This window comes from Brucella pseudogrignonensis (assembly GCF_002252525.1).
In the GTDB taxonomy this organism is placed as follows: domain Bacteria; phylum Pseudomonadota; class Alphaproteobacteria; order Rhizobiales; family Rhizobiaceae; genus Brucella; species Brucella pseudogrignonensis.
In genome coordinates this window covers 42318-65475 of sequence record NZ_NNRM01000046.1, presented here as the reverse complement: position 1 = coordinate 65475, position 23158 = coordinate 42318, and the positions used below count along the sequence as shown (strand labels likewise).

The window sequence follows — 23158 nt, the reverse complement described above, 5'->3', positions numbered from 1 at the left end:
ATGAAAGCCTGGGAGCTGACACGCGATCTGCTGCGCGACACGAAGCCTGTTATACGCACGGCAGAAGAGCAGACATGGGACGCAAGCGCCGTCATGAAGGCGCAGGACGATCTCATGGCCATGTTCTGGAAAAGCAATGTGCCGGGTTCAGCAGCACCCGAATGCCTGATGGCCGGTGCGCTGCAATCGCTTGAAAACAAGGGCTATGTGCTGGCACCCTATGCAGAGCTTCTGCGCGACGGGCTTGCAGCACTGGAGCGCTCTGATTTTGAAACGCTTTATCGCATCGATATGCGTTTGCGTATGCTGATGCGCGCGGCAAAGCCCGATCCCGAGCATCCATCGCAGAAAACCATCCGCTTTGCATCATGGGAAGTGTTTGACGCGAGCGTGAAGTGGCCGGACGATGTGGCTTATCCTATCCAGTCTGATGATTTCCGCGACCGTACCGCGGGCGCATGGATGGCGCAGCTGGTGGGCGCTGCGGCTGGCACAGCACTTGAGGGCTATACGGCTGAGAACATCATGGAGGTTTTCGGTCCGATCCGCGATTATGTGCGCGAGCCCAACACCTATAATGACGACATCACCTTTGAGATCGCCTTTCTGGAAGCCTTTGGCGAGAAGGGTTCTTCTGTGACCAGCGCCGACATTGCCGAACGCTGGACGTCGCTGATCCCGCTTGGCTGGTCGGCGGAGGCAATCGCCCTTTCCAATATGCGTCGCGGCCTCACGGCGCCTGAAACCGGCACGTCCGACAATCCGTTCGATGAATGGATCGGCGCTCAGATGCGCGGCACAATCTGCGGCATGGTTGTGCCGGGACGTGCGCGTGAAGCTGCCCGCCTTGCCTGGATGGATGCGGAAATCTCCCACGCCGGAAACGGAATCCTGGGCGAAGTTTTCAATGCCGTCATGGCGGCCCGCGCCTTCGCGGTTCAAAACACGCGCGAATTGCTCGTCTCAACCGCAGAGCTTTTCTCGACCGACACGGAATATGGTGCGGTTCTCGCCTTCGCGCTTAATGCCTGTAATACAACAGAAAACTGGCAGGACGCCTGGGCAAAATGCGACGCCGAATATGCCGAGTATAACTGGATTCACGTCACGCCAAATGCCGCGGCACAAGTTGTGGCGCTCTGGTTCGGCGAAGGTGACTTCGACCAGACGCTGGAAATCGTCTGCGGCATCGGCCATGACGTTGACTGCAATGCCGCGCAGATTCTGAGCATGATCGCCATCCAGCACGGCCCCGGCATTATTGCAGAACGCTGGTCAAAGCCACTCCTCGCCGACGATATCGTCACCTATATGCGCCGCCCGGCGAAAATCTCATTCGATGCGCTTGTCGACCAGACGGTTAGTGCAGCGCGCAACGCTCTTTAAAATCCCCTATTAGGAACACATCATGGCCCGTAAAATCATTATCGATACCGATCCCGGTCAGGACGATGCAGTCGCCATTCTTCTGGCACTCGCAAGCCCTGAGCTCGACATTCTCGGCATCACCGCCGTTGCTGGCAACGGCCCGCTGGCTCGCACTGAAATCAATACCCGCACCATCTGTGAAGTTGCGAAAAAGCCGGACACAAAAGTATTTGCAGGCTCCATCCGTCCATTGGTGCGCCCGCTCGTGACCGCTGAAAATGTCCATGGCAAGACCGGTCTTGATGGTTATGATCTGCCCGCACCTACTATGCCGCTCCAGGCGCAGCATGGCGTTGATTTCATTATCGAAACACTGATGAAGGAAGAAGCTGGCACTGTCACTCTCTGCCCGCTTGGCCCGCTTACCAACATCGCCTCAGCACTCATCCGCGAGCCGAAGATCGCTGAACGCGTCAAGGAAATCGTGCTGATGGGCGGCGGCTATTTCGAGGGCGGCAACATCACGCCATCGGCTGAGTTCAACATCTATGTCGATCCACATGCAGCCGCAGTTGTGTTCAAATCAGGCATTCAAATCACCATGATGCCACTCGATGTCACGCACAAGGTGCTGACCACCGAGAAGCGCATCGCAGCCATTCGTGGCCTCGGTACGCATGTCGGCGAAGTGGTTGCTGCATGGCTTGAATTCTTCGAGCGCTATGATGAAGCAAAATACGGCACCGATGGTGGCCCGCTGCATGACCCGAACGTCATGGCCTATCTGCTGAAGCCTGAACTTTACTCAGGCCGTCATTGCAATGTGGAAATCGAGATCAATTCGGAACTGACCATCGGTGAAACAGTCGTCGATTGGTGGGAAGTTACTGATCGTCCAAAGAACGCACTCTTCATCAAGGATGTTGATGCGGATGGTTTCTTCACGCTGCTGACCGAGCGTCTCGCAACGCTCTAAACACGCTCAAAGCCACATAATTGCCATAAAAAAGCCGCAGGATTCACAATCTTGCGGCTTTTTTGCCTCAGCGTTTTATTGGATTTTTTGCAGTCTTACTGATTATTCTGCAAAAGTTGCGCCACTTCGTGAGCGGTCGGCGCAGCAGATCCGGCGCCAACGCGCGTCACCGCAATCGCACCGGAAGCAGACGCGAAGCGCACGCAATCATGCAGCGACTGACCCTGCGAATAAGCAACGGCAAAGCCACCATTGAAACTGTCGCCAGCGGCAACCGTATCGACCACCTTCACCTTGAACGGTTCAAAGTGCTTGACCTCATCAGCTGTCACAAGCAATGAGCCGCGACCACCAAGCTTCACGATAACGATCTTCGGACCGCGTTCGAGAAGTTTGCGGGCAGCAGCTTCCGCCGATGCAATATCGGTTGGTTCAATGCCGGTTATTTCAGCGGCTTCGGTTTCGTTGGGCGAGATGATCTCGCTCAACGAAATCAGATCGGCCATGCGGCTTGCATCGCCAACCGGAGCCGGATCGAGCAGCACGGTGCCGCCAGCAGCTTTTACAGCCTTTGCAACAGCAAGATTGGCTTCATGCGGGACTTCACGCTGCAACAGCGTGATTTTGGCTTTCGCAATATCAGACGCATAGGCATCAATATCGGATGCCGCCCAATTCGCATTGGCACCGGCGCAAACAACAATCGTGTTCTGCCCGGCTTCTTCGACCTGAATGATTGCAATGCCGGTATCGACACCATCAATCATTTTAACACCAGCGGTGTTAAGACCGAACTGCTGCATTTCCTTGACAGCGAGTTGGCCAAAGGCATCGTTGCCGACCGCACCGACGAAACGAATATCGCCGCCAAGCTTTGCCGCGGCAACCGCCTGATTGGCACCTTTGCCACCAAGACCAATGCCGTAGCCGGACGCGTTAAGTGTCTGGCCGGGACGCGGCAGTGCTGCCATACGGGCGCTGACATCGACGTTCACGCTGCCGAAAATGAAAATCTTCAATGGAGTTCTCCACGATTGCAATTGCCGCCGAACATAGCGTCGGTTGCAGGAAACTTCCATGCCACCGAGCACACCATACACAAATACGGAAAACCGGAGTGAAACGCCCACTTATCAAGCTTGACCATCAATACTTTGCCCGAGCATAAATAAGATCTGGGAGTGATGTGAAACACATTGGGAGGTTTCGGCATGGTATCAGACAAGCTGCAGAACATGATTTCGCGTGTTCATCAGAACCTTGAACGAGATATCCAACCGCTGATCGGAAAAACTCCCCCTTTTATTCTTTTCTTTTCTTTCACAGACACGCAATCGCGTGCGCAAACACTGACCGTCACAGCAGGAAGCTTTAAAGACTGCTGGAACGCAGGGCTGGAGAAGCTACGGCAAATCATCACCAAATCAGGGATGGAACCCAAATGGTTGCGGGTCGATTGGGTGGAAAGCGCCGAAGAAATCGATAAAGCGGAGCTCATCAGGCGTCTTCAGCAGGTCAAACGGAACTATTTCCGTTATGGCATCTCCCTTGATGAACGTTTTCAAACAGCGTTTCTTGAAACAGAACTGAATGGCAATGCCATGCTCTATGGCGGCCCGTCGGTTGCCACTGCAACTCTCAATGAAGCGAACTTCAACCGCTATGCCAAGCGCGCGCGTGGGTTCGACAAAATTTCGGTTGCCGATGTTGAGAAGTTTCATGTCTTCTCGACGCAGGCGCTTTTTACCACCGACGAAGACGATGAGGTCCATTCGATCCCCGGAGCCGGTCCGAACACCGGTCGCAGAACGATCGAAATGTTGAATATCGCTGATATTGACGGGCTGATCGAACGCGGCAGCCATTTTCTCGAAACGCAGGTGCGCGAGGACGGGCGCTTTATCTATGGCTGGCATCCGTGCTTCGACAATGAGATCAAAACCTACAACACGCTCCGCCACACAAGCACGCTTTATGCAATGCTTGAATCCTGGGAAGTCACCAAAGATCAGGCGTTGATAGATGCGATTGAGCGCGGGCTTCAACATCTCACCGACAAGCTCATCAAGACTGTAAATCAGGACGGCAAAGATCTGGCGTTCCTGACGGAAGAGAATGGTGAAATCAAGCTGGGCGGCAACGCCGTCTGCCTGCTGGCACTGGTTAAATATAGCGAATTGACCGGCACCGACCGATACCTGCCTTTGCTGGAGAAACTCGCACTCGGCATCGTGCATATGCAGGATCAGCAGAGCGGAAAATTCAACCATGTGCTCAATTATCCGTCGCTGAGCATTAAGGAGCCCTTCCGCATCATCTATTATGATGGGGAAGCCGCGTTCGGGCTGATGCGGCTATACTCGCTGACCCGCGATGCACGCTGGCTGGAAGCAGTGGAAAAGGCGTTTCACCATTTCATCGAAGCCAATCACTGGGAGGCGCATGACCATTGGCTTTCCTATGCCGTCAATGAATTGACCCGTTATCGGCCGGAACAGAAATATTACGAATTCGGCATTCGTAACTTTGCGGATTATCTGGATTTCGTCAGCAACCGCATCACGACATTCCCGACGCTGCTCGAACTGATGATGGCAGCGCAACAAATGGTCAGCCGGATCGAGGCTGATCCAAAGCTCGCACCGTTGCTGGCCGGGGTTGATCTGAAAAAGTTCTATTTCGCACTGGAGCGCCGCGCGCATCATCTGCTGAACGGCCATTTCTGGCCTGAATTGGCAATGTTCTATGCCAACCCCCAAAAAATTACCGGCAGCTTCTTCATTCGCCACCACGCATTTCGCGTGCGCATCGACGATGTGGAACACTACCTTTCAGGCTTTGTCGCCTATCGCAAATATCGCCTTGAGATGAGGTCGGCGGAAAGCCAAACCTCTTCCCGCCAGACCGAATTGCAGGCCGCTATATCGTGAGCGCTCTACTCACTTGCCCCTGACCGCGTCGGATCAGCAAGTGGAAAGCTCTTGTCCGTCAGGCAGGTCTTGAGCCAGTCATAGTCGTCGCTATCGATGACTTCGCCGTCAAGTTTCTGCTCTGGTTTTGAACTGTAGAGTGTGGGCTGCGCTTCCGGCTTCACGTTCCAGCTTTGGCCTTCTCCGCTCGTCGTGGGGCAAGTGTTGTCGTCGCCATTGAATGAACAGCTGGCGATCAGCTTTGGTTTGCCATCGACGATATCGGCAATATAGCGCTTCATATAACCGGTATTGGTCGCCCAATATTCCTCAACGCTGCACACGCGATCACCATTCTGATAATGGCGCGTTGGAAAGCAGTTATAGATCTGGTCAGGTGGCAGCATATCGCAGGATGTCTCATAGCCAGCATAGTCGCCACCGCTGAACTGCTTGAGGAAAGCCCGCTGGGTGCGCGCCACTTCAATGAGGCTCATCTTGCCCTTTTCCTCAAGCCGCTCAATGCGTTCGGCAATCATGCTGTTGGCAATCTGCACCGCACTTTTACCGTCCGGCACGCTATCGGGTTCGCCAACAACACCATCCAGCGCCTTGTCACGCGCAGCAATCCAGCGTTTCTGGCTTGCCACCAGCATATTGCGGATTTCCTCGTCGGGCGCAGATTTGAGCGTTGCCGAATAGGTCTTATTCAATTTGCTATCGGCTTTCTGGAGCGTTTTGCTTGAGCAGATCAGCTTTTCGCTTGGCGTTTGTGCCTTGCTGCAATCAATGGCCAATGCCGGTGCGGACAAAGCGCAAAGAGCAGCCAATACGGAAAGACGCAGAGCAGAGTGTTTCAAATTCATATCAAATACCCGAAATTACTGATCAACCGATTTCATATCGCAAGTGGTTTCTGCATTGGAACACAGACCTCTGAACCAGGCGCGTCCGGTTCTTTGGTCATTGCTGGCAAGGTCTACCAGCTCTTCGCCAGCCATGCGCTTGCGCAGCACCGTGTAATCCAACAGCACCCAATCCTCGTGACAGGCGAGGATGTTGTTGATCCTGCCCATTTCCGTCAGCCAGTCACTGCCAATATCAAGTAGCCGCTCACTTTGAGGGTCGGGTTTCAGAAAGCCGCGGGCCGACTGAATGCCGACTTTCGCTTCGTCCGATTTGATCCAGCCTTCACCCTTGTAGAACTCACGCGGGACGTAATCGTCGCTTTCTTCATTATAGGCATCGCTTGCATTGGCGATCTTCAGCCAGCCATCGCGGGTTTCAAGCACATCAAAGCCGATGCTGTAGGCATATTCCGTTTCTCCGGTTTTGGAGCCGGTCGGTATATGGCCCAAAATTTTGGCGTCAGCAGATGGCGTTTCGCGGACTTCAATTAAGGGCTTTTCACCGTTTGTCCATGCACTGAACGCGCATGACGTGGCACCTGCTGGAGCCTCTGCCTGATTGCCTGCAGCAAAAGACATGGATGCGGAGGCGAGAACAATCGAAAGTGCTGTTATGAAAGGCTTTTTCATAAATGGATCTCCCACAAAAATCAGGAAAACGGGTCAGAATATTCGAGCACTTCCTGCCCCATCAAAACACAATCGCCGCCGATGTCCGCATAATAAAGGCGCAGGCGATATTCGCCCTTATAGACATAGCCGAGACCTTCGATGACATCGAATTTGCCTTTGCCGCGCAGAGCTTTGATCGTACCGGTTTTCTTGAAAGTAGGTTCATCGATTTCTGCACGATCGTCATCGTCGCTGTGCAGAAGCAGGAGCTGCTTTGCCTTTATGATCGCATCGGCAACGCACTTGTCGGCGGCTTGTGCCGGAGCGGTTTGAGACAGCACTGGCAAGGAAAGAGCTAAAGCCAGCAGAAAAGGACGAAAACGCATTAACATCTCCAACTATCAATTATTCTGCCCAGAGCAGACTGTGTGGCAGCCTCACTCAATGAAAATCTTCACACTGGCAGCGCGTCCGCCTGCATCAACAACAGTCAGTGTGGAATAGCCGGTGCCATCCGGCAGCCATGTGGCCGTGCGGCGGCGGTTGGGTTTGGAAATGGGTTTGCCATTGGCAAGCCAGCGAAACGGAGCGCGTCCACCCTGTAATTTCAGAACCAGCGGCGAGGCATTATCGGTCAGGGCTTTCAGTTCGACATGCGCGCCATCCGGTGGAAACACGATGCGCGGTGCAGGCTCAATCGTGGCTTTGAGAAGCGGCAGCGGATCGCTGCTCGATGAAAAGCGTATCTGCGTTACAGGAAGATCGGCGCGTGCTGTGCGAAATGCGCCAGCAGGCGCACGCGGTAACGGCACAGAAGCAACGCCCGAACGCACAAAGGCTTCAAACAGGATGGGCGCTGCCGAAACATAACCGGCAAGGCCCGGCACCGAGCCGCCATCGGCACGCCCGACCCAGACACCCAACACATAACGCCCGTCATAACCGACCGACCAAGCATCGCGATAGCCATAGGACGTGCCGGTCTTGTAAGCGAGGCCGAGACGTTTCGCACCTTGCGGCGGCACGACACCGGCCAGAATATCGCCAATCTGCCACGATGCCTGCTCGCTCAGAATAGGAGCCGATGGCTGAACAGGTTCTGAACCTTCGGTGCCGTCACGAAGGGCTGCCCCTCGCCCGCCATTGGCAAGGCCAGTATAGAGCTGCACCAGATCGCGCAGGCTGATGCCCGCGCCACCAAGGCCGATAGCCAGTCCCGGCGCTTCACCTTTCGGCAATTGCAGATTAACCGCCGCCTGTCGAATACGCGTGGTGAGCCGTGCAGGGCCAATTGCATCGAGCAAGCTGATTGTCGGCACATTCAGCGACATTTGCAGCGCCTGACGGATGCTGACATCGCCCTGATAGCTCATATCGAAATTGCGCGGACGATAGCCCGCAAAATCCTGCGGGCGGTCCTCGATGATGGTCTCCTGCGCAATCAGTCCCTGCTCGAAGGCCAGCCCATAGATAAAGGGCTTGAGCGTTGAACCCGGCGAGCGCACGGCGCGGGTCATGTCGATCCAGCCCTGCCGCTTGCCATCGAAATAATCAGCGGAGCCAATCTCACCCAGAATATTGCCATTGCGACTGTCGGCCAGCACCATGGCGACCGATACTTTTGGCCCAAGCTTCGCAGCAGCTTCGCGTGCCACAACTTCAAGCCCAGCCTGCACCGACTTCTTAAGCGTCAGCTGATGCCGGGCCTCGGTCGGCGCCTGTTTCAAAGCGAGATCGGCAAAGTGAGCGGCCAATGAAGGCAAGGGATGACGCGTCGCGGATATGCGCTCACGCGATGCACGCTCGGCTTCTTCGCTCGTGAAAACATCAGACGAAACCATGCGTTTTAGAACGCGATCCCGCGCAGCAACCGCGTTCTCCATCTCGCGATCCGGCCGGCGGCGCTCCGGCAATTGCGGCAAAGCCACAAGAAGCGCTGCTTCCGATATGGTGAGGCGCAGTGGCTCTTTGCCAAAATAGGCTAACGATGCCGACCGTACGCCCTCCAGATTGCCACCATAGGGCGCGAGTGTCAGATAACGTTCGAGAATTTCAGACTTGCTCAGCCGTCGCTCAATTTGAACTGCACGCGCCAGCTGCCGGAACTTGGAGCCGAAGCTGCGGCTTTCGCGCGGCTCGATAAGGCGTGCAAGCTGCATGGAAAGTGTGGAACCGCCGGAAACAATACGGCCGCTCCCTGCAAGCTGATACGCGGCCCGAAGAAGTGCCGTGAAATCAATGCCGCCATGATCGTAAAAACGCTTGTCCTCATAGGCGATCAGCATTTTCACGAATTTCGGATCGACATCTTCAATGCGGGTATTCAAACGCCAATAGCCGTCCGGTGTTGCATAGGCGCGCAGCAAAGCGCCGTCGCGATCCATAACTTCGGTGGAAATGGTTAGCCGTTCCGGCAAAGGCGGAGGATAGGCGCGGTCGAGCCAGTCAAGCCCGACCACGGTTCCGAGTGCAGCGATGCCGAGAAACGCGGCACCGCCAATCGCTATTTTCCAACGCCTTTTCATTTGTTTGGCCATGATCTTGTCCGAAAACCGGCTCCCACTTTTCGGGATCATGGCTTACGGTGCAGCCACCTCCATCATGCTTGTCGCCGTGCGCGCTGCAAATTGCGGACGATACATATCCTCAACCGTTGCTGCCGGATGGGTGTAAAGACCGGGCGTTACCGCACGCACCACATAAGCGAGCGTAATCGGCTTCTTCTCGCCTGCAGAGCGGTCGAAAGCGGCCACAAAACGATCATTGCGAAATTCGAGATGCGCTGCCTGTGTACTTTCAAGCCATGGGAAATTGCCAAGATCGGCACTGGAAACAAGACCCGGATTGTCGATCTCGAAACCAGCTGGCAGCAGATCGGTCACAAGCAGACGCGACTGCCATTCCTGCTGATCGTCGATTTTCAGAACAACGACATATCGCTCATTCTGATTGACCCCGGTGACATTGGCCGGCCCGCCATCAAGCGTATAATAAGTGCGCTCGATGTTGAAACCTTCTCCACCCGCAGGCAGTGACTGAGCAGGTGCTGCAACAGCCGTGACGACCGCATCAACCGAACCCTGCCCCTTGTTGGTGACGACCAGCGGCTGCGTTTCAAGGGCTGCGCCATTGAGACGCTCGGAGAACGCGCCCTGATGCGCTGTGCCATTGATGTCGAGGCTGATTGCACCATTGTCATCCTGAAGCCCGCGTGCTGCAAGCAGCATCCATGCCTGATCCTGCGTGCTGAGATAACGTGCCTTTTCGCGCTGGAACTCGACCAGCGTAATCAGCGATGGCAGCACTTTCGGCGCAGGCTTGGTCTCCGACGCAAGAGCCAGCATTGCCGCGCCATCACGCAGCGGCGAACCATAATCGGAGCGATTATAGTCATAGCTGGACTGGCTGGTTGCGAGCTGGAGCGACGCATTGAACACGCGTTCTGACCGCGGCTGATCACCATAAAGAGCAAGTGCTGCACCAAGCTGGGCAACGGCCATCGGGCTTGCAAAGTTTTCAAGCTGGGTATCGGCAAAGTAACGCAGATCGCCAACTGAAGCCTTCTTGTTGCGTGCCAGAACATAGAGCGCATAGGCAATGTCGTTGCCACGTTCCTTGACGTCGGTGGTATAGCCGAGCGCATTTTGCAGATTGGAAAGTGCGGACAGCATCGCCTGCTGCGGCACGTCATAGCCCTTTTCGCGGGCACGCGTCAGGAAGTCGGTCACATAGGCATCCATCCAGAGATCACCCGACCCCGGCGACCAGAGGCCAAACGAACCGCTCGAAGACTGGTTGTTGAGCAAGCGGAAGATGGAATCCTGTACGCGCTTTTTAAGTTCTTCCTGACTTTCCAGACCCGCTGCCGCTTCCGTACCTGCAGCCATTTCGCTCAAATAAAGCAGCGGCAGTGCGCGGCTGGTGGTCTGCTCTGTGCAGCCATAAGGATAGCGGTCGAGCGCCATCAACAATGCTGGCACATCAAATGCGGCACTTCGCGTTACACCAACGCTGACAAAAGCACCATCAAGCAGGCTTTCAGACAGAAGTCCGCCATCGACTCGCACACTTCCACCATTGGCCGTGAGATTGACGACATGGCGGCTCGTGACCGGCAGATCGACCGAACGCACCGGCAATGCCAAAGCCTGCTCAACATTGAGGCCTGCATCGTTGGAAAGCCGGATCGTCACACCACCCGCACCCGTGGCCACAGCATTGAGTGGAACGGTGATCGACTGTCGTTTGCCACCTTTAAGCGCAATGCTTTCAGGGTAGGAGCCAACCTCAATACCGAGATTATCGGTGGTCTCAAGGCTCACACGATAATCGCCGTCCGGTGCATCCGTATTGGCAATATCGAAGCGGATATTGGCCTGATCGCCGGGGGCCATGAAGCGTGGCAGACCAGCGGTGATCACCACAGGATCGCGGATGATGACATCGGTCACCGCATGGCCAACAGCCTTCTTGGTCCATGCTACCGCCATGACGCGCGCGGTACCGTTGAACTGCGGTATGTCGAAAGTGATTGTTGCCTTGCCGTCGCTATCCAGTTCAACCGGACCGGAGAACAGCGCAACCAGCTTTTCGGTGGGCGGGCTGCCTTCCGCTGCCATATTGCCACCATCGCCACCTGTGCGCAGCTTGCCGGTGACGCCGAGCGAACCATCGATCAGGCGACCATACATATCGCGCATTTCAAGGCCCAGCTGACGCTGGCCGAAGAACCAGTTTTCAGGGTTCGGCGGCTGATAGCGTGTCAGATTGAGAATGCCGACATCGACTGCCGCGACGATGACATAGGCCTGTTCGCCACCCGCATTTTCAACCGAAACCGGGATGGAAAGTGTGGAACGCGGTGTGATCTCTTCAGGCGGGGTCAGCGTGACTGCAAGCTGCTTGTCGGCAGGATCGACCTTCAGCCATTTAAGACCAATCGCACGCGCAGGCATACGACTTTCAATAGCCTCACCCGGACGGAACAGCGTTGCCGTAACATAGGCGCCCGCACCCCAATCCTCACCCACCGGAATATCGATGGTCGTGCCACCTTCCGGCACGCTTGCGGTGATTGTCTTAAGCAGCTTCTCCGCACCAATGGTGATGAGCAACTCACCCGCAAAACGCGGGGAGATTTTCAGTTCTGCCGTGTCACCTACCGCATAATGTTCCTTGTCGAGCGCGATTTCGAGCCCGTCCGGCGTTTCGGTCGAGGTTGAGCTGACAAACCAGCCCGCATCGAATTCATAGCTTGTGGCCGGGCCCGCAGCATCAGCTGTTTCGATTTCCAGACGGTAACGGCCCCAATCGACCGGCAGACTGATTTCAGCCTCGCTATCGGTTGCAAGGTCAATCTTGCCGTTGGCAATCGCCTTGGTGAAAGTGACCGGCTCATAGTTCCAGCTGTTGCCACTGCGATACCACTGATAATTACGCTCGATCTTGACCAGCGACCATTGTGCGCCATCAAGCGCCTTGCGATCACCCTTGCTGTCAGAGGCGATCAGGCTGAACTTTGCAGTGCCGCCCTGCGGAACTTCATCGCCAGCAAAATCCGGGCGAATGCCGATGAGATCGGTTTCCGGCTGAATGGCCACATCGATTTTACGCTCAACCGCACGACCGCCGGTTTCACGCATACGAACGGTCACGGCTGCATTTACGAGGCGCGTTGTTGACGGCATTTCATCGACTGTAACCGGGAAAGTCGCCTTGCCGTTGTCATCGACTTTTGACAGGCCATCGAGCGGCAGGCGCGTGGCTTCGCCCTGTTCTTCATCGGCGAGGCCGAAATAATAGCCCTTGAAGCGGTCCCACTGACGCTTGGTCGAAAGTGTGACTTCGCCTTCAAGCGCAAGACCGGCGGCAGGCGCACCATAGAGGAAACGACCGTCCACGGTGATATTGGCGGTTTCGCCAACAGCGATTTCCGGCTTGTCAGACGTCAGATCGAACTCGATCCGGTCCGGCACGAAATCTTCAACCAGGAACATCTGCGTGGCAATCGCTGGCTGCTTGGGATCGGTATAGACCGAAACGTTCCAGGTGCCGCGCATGGCGTTCGACGGCAAGGTCAGGTCGATGGCATGACCACCGGCCAGTTTGCTGTCGGAAACAAGACGGCGATCTTCCACGCCATCGGGACGCGTGAAGATGAAGGTGAGCGGCAGATCATCGATTGCGGTTGCGGTGTCGTCACGCGCTAGCGCGCCTACATGCACAACTTCGCCCGCGCGGTAGATACCGCGCTCTGTCCATGCATAAAGATCAAGCGCTTTCGGCACAGCACGGCCCGTCACACCACGATCGGAAAGATCGAAACCGGCGCGCGCCATATCGAGGAATGTGAAATCCTCATCATCGCTACTTGCCATCAGCACCGCTGGCACCATGCCGTCTGTGCCGCGTGTCAGTCCCGGCGTAAACGTCGCACGGCCATCGCTGTCGGTGGTCGCTTCGCCCAGCACTTCATTGTTGCGTGCAAGCAGCGTCAGCTTCACGCCTTTAAGCGGCTCTGCGCTTTCCAGCGAACGGGCAAACACATTGATGCCGTCCTGTCCGGTATAGGTCGAAAGGCCGATGTCGGAGACGACAAACCACTGCGTTGCCTTGGTGCCATATTCATCATCGGACTTCTGAACCAGAGGTTCAGCGGTCAGCACATAGACGCCGGGCTTGCGTTCCGGCAGTGCTTCATCAACCGGGAAACTGGTCGTTGCTTCCTTATTCAGCTCATTGCCTGCAACCTCGATCTCACCTTCCCAGACAGGCGCACCCATCTGATCGGAAACCGTGCTGATGTCGTAGCTGTCCAACTGGCGCAGGAACTGATAGCCGGAGAGAAGCTGTGCCAGCGAACGGTCGCCGACGCGATAGAGCTTGACCTTGGCTGTACTCAAATTGACGCTGACCAGCGGAATGCCGCGACGGGCTTTCGCAGGCAGCACGAAGCTGTCGCCGGTAAAGCGCACCGATGGCGCGCGGTCCTGCACATAGATCGAAAGATTGACCGGAGCTGGCAGCACTTCGCCAACAGCCGATGGCAAACCCTGACGAAAAGTCACCGTATAATTGCGGCCATGTTCCAGACCCTCGACGCAAATCTGGCGGTCCTTGGCGTCAACAGCTTTTGGCGCGCCATTATCAAGTGTAACGAAGCTCGAATAATCGACACCGCTTTTCACCAGTTCTTCCGAGAACTGCGCGCAGATGCGCGGCGCGGCATTGTCATTATCGACCGTATTATTGACGATGCGGAAGCCTTTGCGGGCCTTCAGATCTTCATAGGCGTCACGAACGGATGCGGAATTGACGAGATCAAGGCTCGCTTCATAAGCCTGCAGAGCCGGGCGCGATGCATCGCGCTTTTCGAGTGCCTGCGCCATGACGGCAAGCGCTTGCGCGCGCTCATCCTTGGTGCGTGAGGTCTGGTAGGCAAACCACGAGGCCGACGTCGCATCGCGCTGGAACTTGGAGCGTTCCTGACCATTGGACGGCTCGGTCGCAAGCGCTGACAGCGCATATCCGGCCCAGATTTCGCTTTCGTCCGGCGACATGCTGGCAGCCAGTCGGAATTTTTCCATTGCCGTGCGCGGATCGCCATTCATGCCAGCAGCGCCTGCTTCATTGCGCAGATCGCGCAGGCTGTCGGAGCTTTCAAGGCCGCCGATTTCGCGCTTGAGACGACGGGCTTCGTCAATCAGATTGGCGGCAAAGAACGAGATAGCAGGTGCGGCGCCAAGATCTTTGCCCTTGGCAGCCTTTGCTTCCGTCACAACCTTGCCGGCAATGGAGCCGACAGACTCATTGAGCTTGTTGAAATCGGCTTTCAGAAAGCACCATTTGACCTTGGGATTATAAGTGAAGGCCAGACAGGAATTATCGCCGAGGCAAACGCTTTTGCATTGCTCAAGCGAGACATTCTTTTCGGTTCTCAGATCGAAGCCGAAATAATCTGCATCCTGTGTTGTCTCGATGCGCCGTGTTTCGGCGGCATTGGCACCGGAGGACGATCCGAATGATGTCGCAAGGCAGAACGCAGTCGTAAAGGCCAGTATCAGCCGATTAAACCGATCAGACATGAGTGTCACTCTTCTGTAGTTGTCCCTCATCCCGCGCGGTTGTCGTCGACCCGGACCCGCACGCTCTCCAGATCAGAACTTACCAATTTATCCAAAACTGGATAGCTGGATTCGTATCTGAACTTCCGAATAGACTCTGATACAGGACAAACCTGATCAGACAAGACTTCTTTTAGCATCGGCTCAATCAACAGTCAGAACATACGGGCTCGACATTACGTGATCATCTCAATATTGCTCGGCCTGAAATAAAGCATACATAAAGACAGTAGCCGCATCGCCCTCCTCCCCCAAGCATACGGTGCGGCTGCAATATTTATATCCCCCAAACAAAAGGCCGGAAGCGCTCCCAAGGTTTCCGGTTGGCATGATTGATGGCACATCCCAACAGACTGAACTCTGCAGCGCTCGATTTAATCCCCAACACGGCCACGGCGGATGAATTGAAAGCTGCGATGCGACAGCTTGCTGCCGGCATCAGCGTCCTCACGACAGGAACCGGCGACGCCAGAAGCGGCGCAACCGTGACTTCTGCGACTGCTCTTTCGGTCGAACCGCCGACAATCATCGTCAATATCAATCTGACTGCCTCGGTCTGGCCGACAATCAATGCCGAACGCCGCTTTTGCCTCAACATTCTTTCGGGCGAGCAGCAGGCTGTGGCCGACCGTTTTGCAGGCCGGAATGGCGAGAAAGGTGCGGCGCGCTATGAGGGTGCGGAATGGTATGCGCTTGAAAGCGGCGCGCTGGCCCTGAAAGGCGCGCTTGCTTCCATCGATTGCGAAGTTGAAGAGATCATTGAGCGTCATACCCACGCCATCATCATCGGTCGCTCGCTCAGGATTGTCAGCGGCGAAGGTGAACCGCTCGTCTATCATCACGGTCGCTATCACGCCCTCAAACGCTAGCATGTCGCCCAAAACGGGTTCCCCGTTTTTGGAGACATGCTCTTAGTTCTGCTTAAACCCGGTCTTGTACGAAACAGCTGTTGCCCTGCCGTCATAAATTGCCTAGCTGTTAGACAGGTTGCTAAAAAGCGGGAGAGTTTTGGGTGGTCACTGAATGGCTAGCAGATTCCAGTCCGGTAAGCCGGAAAAGTGCTGCGGAAATCGTCTTTGAAGATATTCGCTCAGCCATCGCAAGCGGTCGACTTTCGGTCGGAACCCGCCTGCCCTCGGAAGCTCAGCTCGCTGAAAAATATAGCGTCAGTCGCCCGATCGTGCGCGAGGCATTGCGCTCGCTGCAAACGCTTGGCCTCACCCATACCCGCACCGGAAGCGGGACTTATGTGCTTAAAACATCTCCCGGCCCGGAACTGAGCTATGGCGGCTATTCGGCGCGCGATCTGATCGAGGCCCGCCCCTTCATCGAAGTGCCTGCAGCCGGATGGGCCGCAATCCGCCACACGGATGATCAGATGGCAAAACTCATTGATCTCTGCGACCGCATGGAAAAGCAGACCGATCCGCATAAATGGGTACTGCTCGACACCGAATTTCACAGCGTGATAGCGTCTGCTTCCGGCAATGCCATGTTTGCAAAAATCGTTGCTGATGCCCGCGTAGCGCTTTCCCGCCAGTCTGAACTCGTCAATCTCATGGCCGGTCGCCGCGAGGCTTCCAACATCGAGCATCGCCAGATTGCCGAAGCGATAAAGAGTGGCTCGGAAGAACAGGCGCGTCTGGCCATGCAGAGCCATCTCGGTCAGGTGAAGCTGGCTGTCACAACCATTATGGCGAAAGAAAAAAGCGCATCAGACTGAATGTCCGATGCGCTTCAGGCTCAGGCTTCAATCGCCAGATTGGCAAGCTGCTCAGGCTTCAGCGCCTGCTGCAATTGTTCCACTGTCATATGGCCCTGCGCAAGCACGACCTCCGGCACTGTCTGACCGGTGGCAAGCGCTTCCTGCGCAACTTTGGTCGCCGCATAATATCCGATCAGCGGATTAAGCGCTGTGGCAAGACCGATGGATTCCTCCACGCGCCGCGCCATGATTTCCGGATTGGCGGTAATGCCATCCACACAACGTTCTGCAAGAATGCGGCAGGCAGCACCCAGATGGCTGATGCTTTCCGATAGTGAGCGCACGATGATCGGCTCAAAAGCATTCAACTGCAACTGACCGCCTTCGGCTGCCATGGTGATCGTGATGTCGCTGCCGATGACCGCAAAAGCCACCTGATTGACCACTTCCGGGATCACCGGATTGATCTTGCCCGGCATGATGCTGGAGCCTGCCTGAACGGCTGGCAGGTTGATTTCGCCGATACCGGCACGCGGACCGGACGACAAAAGCCGCAGATCGTTGCAGGTCTTGGAAAGCTTGACCGCAACGCGCTTCAAAACGCCTGAAAGATGCACGAAAGCACCTGGATCCTGCGTTGCTTCAATCAGATCGCTGGCCGTGACCAGCGGGCGACCTGTCAGTCGCGAAAGATGCTCACAGGCAAGCGCTGCATAGCCTTTCGGCGCATTAAGCCCGGTGCCGATTGCCGTGGCGCCTAGATTGATTTCGTGCAGAAGCTTTGCCGATTCAAGCAGCCGCAGGCGATCTTCGCCAAGCATCACTGCAAAGGTGCGAAACTCCTGACCCAGTGTCATCGGAACCGCATCCTGAAGCTGTGTGCGCCCGACCTTCAGCATCTTGTCGAATTCGCGCGCTTTACGCTCAAACGATGCCTGAAGAATTTCCATACAATCGGCCAGCTCATCAATGGATTCAATCAGGCCGACATTAATTGCGGTCGGATAGGCATCATTGGTCGACTGGCTGAGATTGACATGGTCGTTGGGATGCAGATGCGCGTAATCGCCCTTTTCATGCCCGAGCAATTCCAGCGCACGATTGGCGATAACCTCGTTTGCATTCATGTTGGTGGATGTGCCCGCACCGCCCTGAATGACATCAACCACGAACTGATCGTGCAATGCGCCATCACGGATTTCGCGGCAGGCACTCACAATCGCATCCAGATGCTGGCGGCTCAACAGGCCGAGCTCATGATTGGCCAGCGCTGCGGCTTCTTTGACGAAGGTCAGGCCGCGCACGAGGTAGGGATAGCGTCCGATGCTGACGCCTGTAATCTGAAAATTATCCACTGCTCGCGCCGTATGGACGCCCCAGTAAGCATCTGCGGGCACCTCCTTTGCACCAAGCAGATCATGTTCAACGCGCGTCCCGACCACTTTGTCCTCCTGAACTCGAAACGTTAAATCTGTCTGACAGCATGACAGATTTAATTCGGTTACTCCTCCTTGAGACAAGCGTCAACACACTTGTGAACTTGACTCGTGTTTTCTGATATGCGTTAAAGCCGCAATTAAATCTGTCATGCAGCTTTACAGAAAAATGCAATGGGAACGAATTGAAGCATGTTCGGAAGCCTGCTCACCCTTGGGGTGGTGAGGTTTCTTTTCTCAACAATGCTTTCAATTAAAACAAAAGATGCATTGCCGGGCCGTGCGCGAGCTCCATGTATCTGACTGTTTCAAAAATGCCGTTCTTCGTTGCGGGTACTGCGTAAAGCTATAGCCTTTATTCAAAACTGAGCTCTCAGGGAGGAGCGATGACAACGGAATTTATCAAAGCCACACCGGCAGAACGCGAAGTCTTCACAGAAGAAGACCGCGGCTATCACAAAGCGCTGAAGCCGCGTCAGATCCAGATGATTGCCATCGGGGGAGCAATCGGAACGGGTCTGTTTCTGGGTGCAGGCGGACGTCTGGTTCAGGCTGGCCCGTCGCTTGTGTTCGTTTATGCCGTCTGTGGCTTTTTCGCATTTCTGGTGCTGCGCGCCCTTGGCGAGCTGATTATGCATCGGCCGAGCTCCGGCTCCTTCGTCTCCTATGCCCGTGAATTCTACGGCGAGAAAATGGCCTTTGCGGCTGGCTGGATGTACTGGCTCAACTGGGCAATGACATCAATTGCAGACGTGACTGCTGTCGCCCTCTACATGAATTTCTTCAAGCATTATGTGCCCTGGCTCGAAGGGATCGACCAGTGGATGTTTGCGATGACCGCGCTCGTCCTCGTGCTGTCGATGAACCTGCTCTCGGTCAAGGTTTTCGGTGAACTGGAATTCTGGTTCAGCCTTATCAAAGTGCTGTCGCTGGTAATTTTCCTTGCTGTCGGCATTTATTTCGTCGTGTCCGGCACCCCGATCGATGGCCATCAGCCGGGTTTCCATCTCATTCGTGAAAGCGGCGGTTTCTTCCCGAACGGTATCCTGCCTGCCCTTGTAATCATACAAGGCGTCGTCTTCGCCTATGCCTCAATCGAGCTGATCGGCACCACGGCTGGTGAAACCGAAGACCCACGCAAGATCATGCCGGGCGCGATTAAAACAGTCGTCTTCCGCCTGCTGGTCTTTTATGTCGGCTCGGTTCTGCTGCTCACCCTTCTGCTGCCGCATACGCTCTATTCGGCTGGTGAAAGCCCGTTTGTGACCTTCTTCAGCAAGATCGGCGTTCAGGGTGCGGATATCATCATGAACCTCGTCGTGCTGACTGCGGTTTTGTCATCGCTGAATGCCGGTCTTTATTCCACCGGACGCATTCTGCACTCGATGGCTGTTTCGGGTTCTGCTCCGGCGGCACTTGCCAAGATGAACAAGAGCGGCGTCCCTTATGGCGGCATTGCTGTTACCGCAGTCGTCACCGCGATTGGCGTTGCACTGAATGCTGTTGTGCCTGCCGCAGCTTTTGAAATCGCGCTGAACCTTGCTTCGCTGGGCATCATCACCGCCTGGGGCGTGATCATCCTGTGCCAGCTCAAGCTGTGGTATCTCGCGCGCAAAGGCGAGATCGCCCGTCCGGAATTTCGTATGTTCGGCGCGCCATATACCGGCATCCTGACGCTGTTCTTCCTGTTTGGCGTTCTGGTTCTGATGGCGGCAGACTATCCGGTTGGCTCCTACACCATCGGCTCGCTGATTATCATTGTACCCGCACTGGTTATTGGCTGGTATGGTCTGCGTGACCGAATCTATCGTCTGGCGGCAGAACGCGCAGCTGAGACGCAAAAAACAGCTGATTGAGGGGCAGAGTGAGTAATTCGCAATTCAAACCATTGGTGGCGGTTATCGCCACCGGTGGAACTATTGCAAGCAAGCGCGGGGAAGATGGCGCAGCCACGCCGACGCTCAATGGTGACGATCTGCTTGCGACCCTTGGCGATGTCGGGGCGCAGCTGCGCCCCATCGATCTGATGGCTAAGGATTCATCCAGCCTGACACTGATCGATATGCAGACTATCTCCGATGCGGTTGCAGCGCAGATTGCAGATCCTGAAATTCATGGTGTTGTGGTGCTGCATGGCACGGATGCCATGGAAGAAACGGCCCTGCTCGTTCATCTGCAACACCATCTTTCCAAGCCGGTGATTTTCACCGGCGCGCAGTTCACTGCCGATCATCCCGATGCGGATGGTCCATCCAATCTGACGACTGCAATCAATCTTGCAACAGACCCGGCCAATGCCAAGAAAGGCGTCTTGATCGCCTTTGGAGGCAGGATCGTGCCTGCATGGGGCGCATTCAAGTTCAGCAGTGACCACGCCGATGCTTTCCGATCGGTGCGCGATCTGGAAAGACCGGATGCTATCCGCCTGCCCGCATCGGTCAGCGCAACACGGGTCGATATTGTTGCCATTCATCCGGGTTGTGATGACCTGCATCTTCGGGCGAGCATTCAGGCTCAAAGCCACGGCATTGTGCTGGCAGCTCTTGGCTCTGGCAATGCCAATGCGACAATCGTTGCAGCCGTGAAAGAGTGTACGAAAAACAATATCCCGGTGGTGGTTTCAAGCCGCGTTCCAGCCGGCGTTCTGGTGCCGGGTTACGGCGGCGGTGGTGGCGGCCATGATCTGGTTGCAGCCGGTGCTGTGCATTCGCAGACTTTGCGTCCCGGTCAGGCGCGGATCCTTCTGGCAAGCCTGATTGCCAGCAAAAGCCCGAAAGATGCGATTACCCGGGCCTTTGATGATCTGAACCCATAAGATACATCGCAAAATTGAAAGTCAAAACGCGTCGCGACCAGCGGCGCGTTTTTTTGTTGTCACCTGCCTGACGTCAAAACATATATGACTTTTTTATTTTTCAGCCTTTTCCCCTCTCTCGAAACCCTATGGGCTGCGGCAGCATAATCCCTGCTGTGGAAACAGAGAGCCCCATAGGCATTCAGCCCATGAGGCAATCGCGACAGGGCATTCAAAATGACAATGGATATTGCCGTTCTTGGTATCGGCATCGCTTTCTTCGCAATGCTGTTTGGCTATTTGCGCCTTTGCGAGAGGCTTTGAGGAACCCGCCATGCTGATTGAATATATCGCAGGCGCCTTGGTTGCGGCTTTCGTTGCCGCCTACCTTCTTTACGCGCTCATTCGTCCGGAACGGTTCTGAATAAGCAGCCTATTTGAGCCTAGAGCGCCCCCCGAAAAGTGGGAAGCCAATTTCAGATACGATGTGCGTTAAACCAAAGATTTAGAGCGTGGATCTGTTTCAATCAGATCGAAACGCGCTCTAATCAGGCTTGGGAAAAACCATGACAATCAATGGATGGATACAGATCCTCATCTTTTGCGGGATCATCATCGCGCTCATAAAGCCGCTTGGCAGCTATATGACGCGCGTTTTCAATGGCGAGCGCACGTTTCTGTCGCCTGTCCTCGTTCCCATCGAACGGGGACTTTATCGTCTGGCAGGAACAAGCGAGCGTGAGGAGCAGCACTGGACGAGCTATGCAGCCGCCATGCTGCTGTTCAATCTTGCAGGCTTTCTGCTGCTTTATTTTCTGCAGCGCGCGCAAGGTTCCCTGCCTTTCAACCCGATGGGCATGAGCAATGTGCCCGCCGATCTCGCCTTCAACACGGCAACAAGTTTTGTGACCAACACCAACTGGCAGAACTATGGTGGCGAAAGCACCATGTCCTATCTCACCCAGATGGCAGGTCTTACGGTCCAGAACTTCGTTTCGGCTGCAACGGGTGTGGCCATTGCCATTGCGCTTATCCGCGCCTTCTCGCGCAAATCGATGAAGACGCTGGGCAATTTCTGGTGTGACCTCACACGCTGCACGCTCTATATCCTGCTGCCGATTTGTGTGGTCATGACGCTTGCTTTTGTGGCGCTCGGTGTACCGCAGACGCTCGGCTCTTATGTCGAAGCCACCACGCTTGAAGGCGCGCGTCAGGTCATAGCGCTTGGTCCGGTCGCTTCTCAGCTTGCCATCAAGATGCTCGGCACCAATGGCGGCGGCTTCTTCAATGCCAATTCCGCGCATCCATTTGAAAATCCCGATGCCATTTCGAACATGATCCAGATGGTAGCGATTTTTGCCATCGGTGCAGGCCTTACCAATGTGTTTGGCCGCATGGTCGGCAATGAAAAGCAGGGCTGGGCGATTTTCGCTGCGATGGGCGTGCTCTTTGTGGCCGGTGTTGCCATTTGCTACTGGGCAGAAGCTGCGGGCAATCCACTCATCCATGCGCTTGGCATTGATGGCGGCAATATGGAAGGCAAGGAAACCCGCTTCGGCATTACCATGTCGGCGCTATTTGCAGTGGTGACGACAGCCGCCTCCTGTGGCGCAGTCATTGTCATGCATGACAGCATGATGGCGCTTGGCGGCATGATCCCCATGATCAACATGATGCTGGGTGAAATCATTATCGGCGGCGTGGGCGCAGGCTTCTACGGCATCATCCTGTTTGTTGTCGTGGCAATCTTCGTGGCTGGTCTGATGGTCGGACGCACACCGGAATATCTGGGCAAGAAAATCGAGGCAAAAGAGGTGAAGATGGCCATGCTCGCCGTTCTCTGCCTGCCGCTTTCGATCCTTGGCTTTACGGCAATCGCCACAGTCATTCCGGCAGGTCTAAGCTCGATAGCGAATCCCGGACCGCATGGCTTCTCGGAAATCCTTTATGCCTATACGTCGGGCACCGCCAATAACGGTTCGGCCTTTGGCGGCCTCTCGGGCAACACGCCCTGGTACAACATCACCATCGGTCTTGCGATGCTGATGGGCCGCTTTCTGGTCATCGTTCCGGCACTGGCAATTGCAGGCTCACTGGTTGCCAAGAAGGCAGCACCCGAATCTGCCGGGACATTCCCGACCCATGGACCGCTTTTCGTCGGTCTGCTGATCGGTGTCATTCTCGTTGTGGGTGGTCTGATCTTCTTCCCCGCACTGGCGCTCGGACCTGTGGCTGAACATCTCGCGCTGATCAACGGGCAAACATTCTAATGCATAGCCCATCAAACCTCATTCTCCTCATCCTCGCAGCAGTGCTGATGATCGTAC

16 protein-coding genes are annotated in these 23158 nt (G+C 55.5%); 9 read left to right on the top strand and 7 right to left on the bottom strand.

Features of this window, described 5'->3' with window-relative positions; all coding sequences use genetic code 11:
• Positions 1-1386 (top strand): ADP-ribosylglycohydrolase family protein, encoded by a 1386-nt coding sequence (locus CEV34_RS21920; RefSeq protein ID WP_235819153.1) that lies wholly within the window; start codon positions 1-3, stop codon positions 1384-1386.
• A 22-nt stretch (positions 1387-1408) separates the two neighbouring features.
• Positions 1409-2344: a nucleoside hydrolase gene (locus tag CEV34_RS21915; protein ID WP_094544501.1), complete on the top strand. Its 936-nt coding sequence runs from the start codon at positions 1409-1411 to the stop codon at positions 2342-2344.
• 95 nt (positions 2345-2439) lie between these two features.
• Here CEV34_RS21915 and rbsK read toward each other — a convergent pair whose 3' ends face one another.
• Entirely contained in the window at positions 2440-3423 is a 984-nt protein-coding gene (rbsK, locus tag CEV34_RS21910; RefSeq protein ID WP_094544606.1) for a ribokinase, read from the bottom strand.
• Between the two features lie 132 nt (positions 3424-3555).
• On the opposite strand from rbsK, the gene CEV34_RS21905 reads away from it, so the two are divergent.
• Positions 3556-5274 carry a glycoside hydrolase family protein gene (locus CEV34_RS21905; protein ID WP_094544500.1) on the top strand — a complete coding sequence of 573 codons (1719 nt, stop codon included), beginning with the start codon at positions 3556-3558 and terminating at the stop codon, positions 5272-5274.
• A gap of 5 nt (positions 5275-5279) precedes the next feature.
• On the opposite strand, the gene CEV34_RS21900 is transcribed toward CEV34_RS21905, so the two are convergent.
• Genes CEV34_RS21900 through CEV34_RS21880 form a run of 5 tightly spaced genes read right to left on the bottom strand, consistent with a single transcriptional unit; the run spans position 5280 to position 14857 of the window.
• Positions 5280-6119 (bottom strand): lysozyme inhibitor LprI family protein, encoded by an 840-nt coding sequence (locus tag CEV34_RS21900; RefSeq protein WP_094544499.1) that lies wholly within the window; start codon positions 6117-6119, stop codon positions 5280-5282.
• 15 nt (positions 6120-6134) lie between these two features.
• Entirely contained in the window at positions 6135-6791 is a 657-nt protein-coding gene (locus CEV34_RS21895; protein ID WP_064321355.1) for an SH3 domain-containing protein, read from the bottom strand.
• Positions 6792-6811: 20 nt separating this feature from the next.
• Complete coding sequence (locus tag CEV34_RS21890; RefSeq protein WP_094544498.1) at positions 6812-7159, bottom strand: hypothetical protein; 348 nt, start codon at positions 7157-7159, stop codon at positions 6812-6814.
• Between the two features lie 51 nt (positions 7160-7210).
• Positions 7211-9310 carry a penicillin-binding protein 1C gene (gene pbpC, locus CEV34_RS21885; protein WP_094544605.1) on the bottom strand — a complete coding sequence of 700 codons (2100 nt, stop codon included), beginning with the start codon at positions 9308-9310 and terminating at the stop codon, positions 7211-7213.
• A gap of 42 nt (positions 9311-9352) precedes the next feature.
• Positions 9353-14857 (bottom strand): alpha-2-macroglobulin family protein, encoded by a 5505-nt coding sequence (locus CEV34_RS21880; RefSeq protein WP_094544497.1) that lies wholly within the window; start codon positions 14855-14857, stop codon positions 9353-9355.
• Positions 14858-15231: 374 nt separating this feature from the next.
• Between CEV34_RS21880 and CEV34_RS21875 the strand changes: the two genes are divergently transcribed.
• Both CEV34_RS21875 and CEV34_RS21870 read left to right on the top strand, forming a co-directional pair.
• On the top strand, positions 15232-15765 hold the full coding sequence (locus CEV34_RS21875; protein WP_094544496.1) for a flavin reductase family protein: 534 nt from the start codon (positions 15232-15234) through the stop codon (positions 15763-15765).
• 143 nt (positions 15766-15908) lie between these two features.
• The gene (locus CEV34_RS21870) at positions 15909-16619 is read left to right on the top strand and encodes a FadR/GntR family transcriptional regulator (RefSeq protein WP_094544495.1); all 711 of its coding nucleotides are present in this window, start codon (positions 15909-15911) and stop codon (positions 16617-16619) included.
• Between the two features lie 20 nt (positions 16620-16639).
• Here the strand turns inward: CEV34_RS21870 and CEV34_RS21865 are convergent, their stop codons facing one another.
• Positions 16640-18043 carry an aspartate ammonia-lyase gene (locus tag CEV34_RS21865; RefSeq protein ID WP_094544494.1) on the bottom strand — a complete coding sequence of 468 codons (1404 nt, stop codon included), beginning with the start codon at positions 18041-18043 and terminating at the stop codon, positions 16640-16642.
• 380 nt (positions 18044-18423) lie between these two features.
• On the opposite strand from CEV34_RS21865, the gene CEV34_RS21860 reads away from it, so the two are divergent.
• The 4 genes from CEV34_RS21860 to kdpA all read left to right on the top strand — a co-directional run bounded on the left by CEV34_RS21860 (position 18424) and on the right by kdpA (position 23101).
• Positions 18424-19893, top strand: a complete 1470-nt coding sequence (locus CEV34_RS21860) for an amino acid permease (RefSeq protein ID WP_064321345.1) — start codon at positions 18424-18426, stop codon at positions 19891-19893.
• 8 nt (positions 19894-19901) lie between these two features.
• A complete protein-coding gene (locus CEV34_RS21855) occupies positions 19902-20852 on the top strand; it encodes an asparaginase (RefSeq protein ID WP_094544493.1) in 951 nt (316 codons plus the stop codon).
• Between the two features lie 313 nt (positions 20853-21165).
• Entirely contained in the window at positions 21166-21255 is a 90-nt protein-coding gene (gene kdpF, locus CEV34_RS21850) for a K(+)-transporting ATPase subunit F (RefSeq protein WP_036567035.1), read from the top strand.
• Between the two features lie 142 nt (positions 21256-21397).
• The gene (gene kdpA, locus CEV34_RS21845; protein ID WP_094544492.1) at positions 21398-23101 is read left to right on the top strand and encodes a potassium-transporting ATPase subunit KdpA; all 1704 of its coding nucleotides are present in this window, start codon (positions 21398-21400) and stop codon (positions 23099-23101) included.
• Positions 23102-23158 lie beyond the last annotated feature (57 nt).

Coding starts and splice junctions, on each gene's coding strand:
- rbsK (WP_094544606.1), bottom strand. CDS start 3,423: ATGGAAGTTTCCTGCAACCGACGCTATGTTCGGCGGCAATTGCAATCG.
- CEV34_RS21920 (WP_235819153.1), top strand. CDS start 1: ATGAAAGCCTGGGAGCTGACACGCGATCTGCTGCGCGACACGAAGCCT.
- kdpA (WP_094544492.1), top strand. CDS start 21,398: ATGACAATCAATGGATGGATACAGATCCTCATCTTTTGCGGGATCATC.
- CEV34_RS21915 (WP_094544501.1), top strand. CDS start 1,409: ATGGCCCGTAAAATCATTATCGATACCGATCCCGGTCAGGACGATGCA.
- CEV34_RS21890 (WP_094544498.1), bottom strand. CDS start 7,159: ATGCGTTTTCGTCCTTTTCTGCTGGCTTTAGCTCTTTCCTTGCCAGTG.
- pbpC (WP_094544605.1), bottom strand. CDS start 9,310: ATGGCCAAACAAATGAAAAGGCGTTGGAAAATAGCGATTGGCGGTGCC.
- CEV34_RS21900 (WP_094544499.1), bottom strand. CDS start 6,119: ATGAATTTGAAACACTCTGCTCTGCGTCTTTCCGTATTGGCTGCTCTT.
- CEV34_RS21860 (WP_064321345.1), top strand. CDS start 18,424: ATGACAACGGAATTTATCAAAGCCACACCGGCAGAACGCGAAGTCTTC.
- CEV34_RS21895 (WP_064321355.1), bottom strand. CDS start 6,791: ATGAAAAAGCCTTTCATAACAGCACTTTCGATTGTTCTCGCCTCCGCA.
- CEV34_RS21875 (WP_094544496.1), top strand. CDS start 15,232: ATGGCACATCCCAACAGACTGAACTCTGCAGCGCTCGATTTAATCCCC.
- CEV34_RS21905 (WP_094544500.1), top strand. CDS start 3,556: ATGGTATCAGACAAGCTGCAGAACATGATTTCGCGTGTTCATCAGAAC.
- kdpF (WP_036567035.1), top strand. CDS start 21,166: ATGCTGATTGAATATATCGCAGGCGCCTTGGTTGCGGCTTTCGTTGCC.
- CEV34_RS21880 (WP_094544497.1), bottom strand. CDS start 14,857: ATGTCTGATCGGTTTAATCGGCTGATACTGGCCTTTACGACTGCGTTC.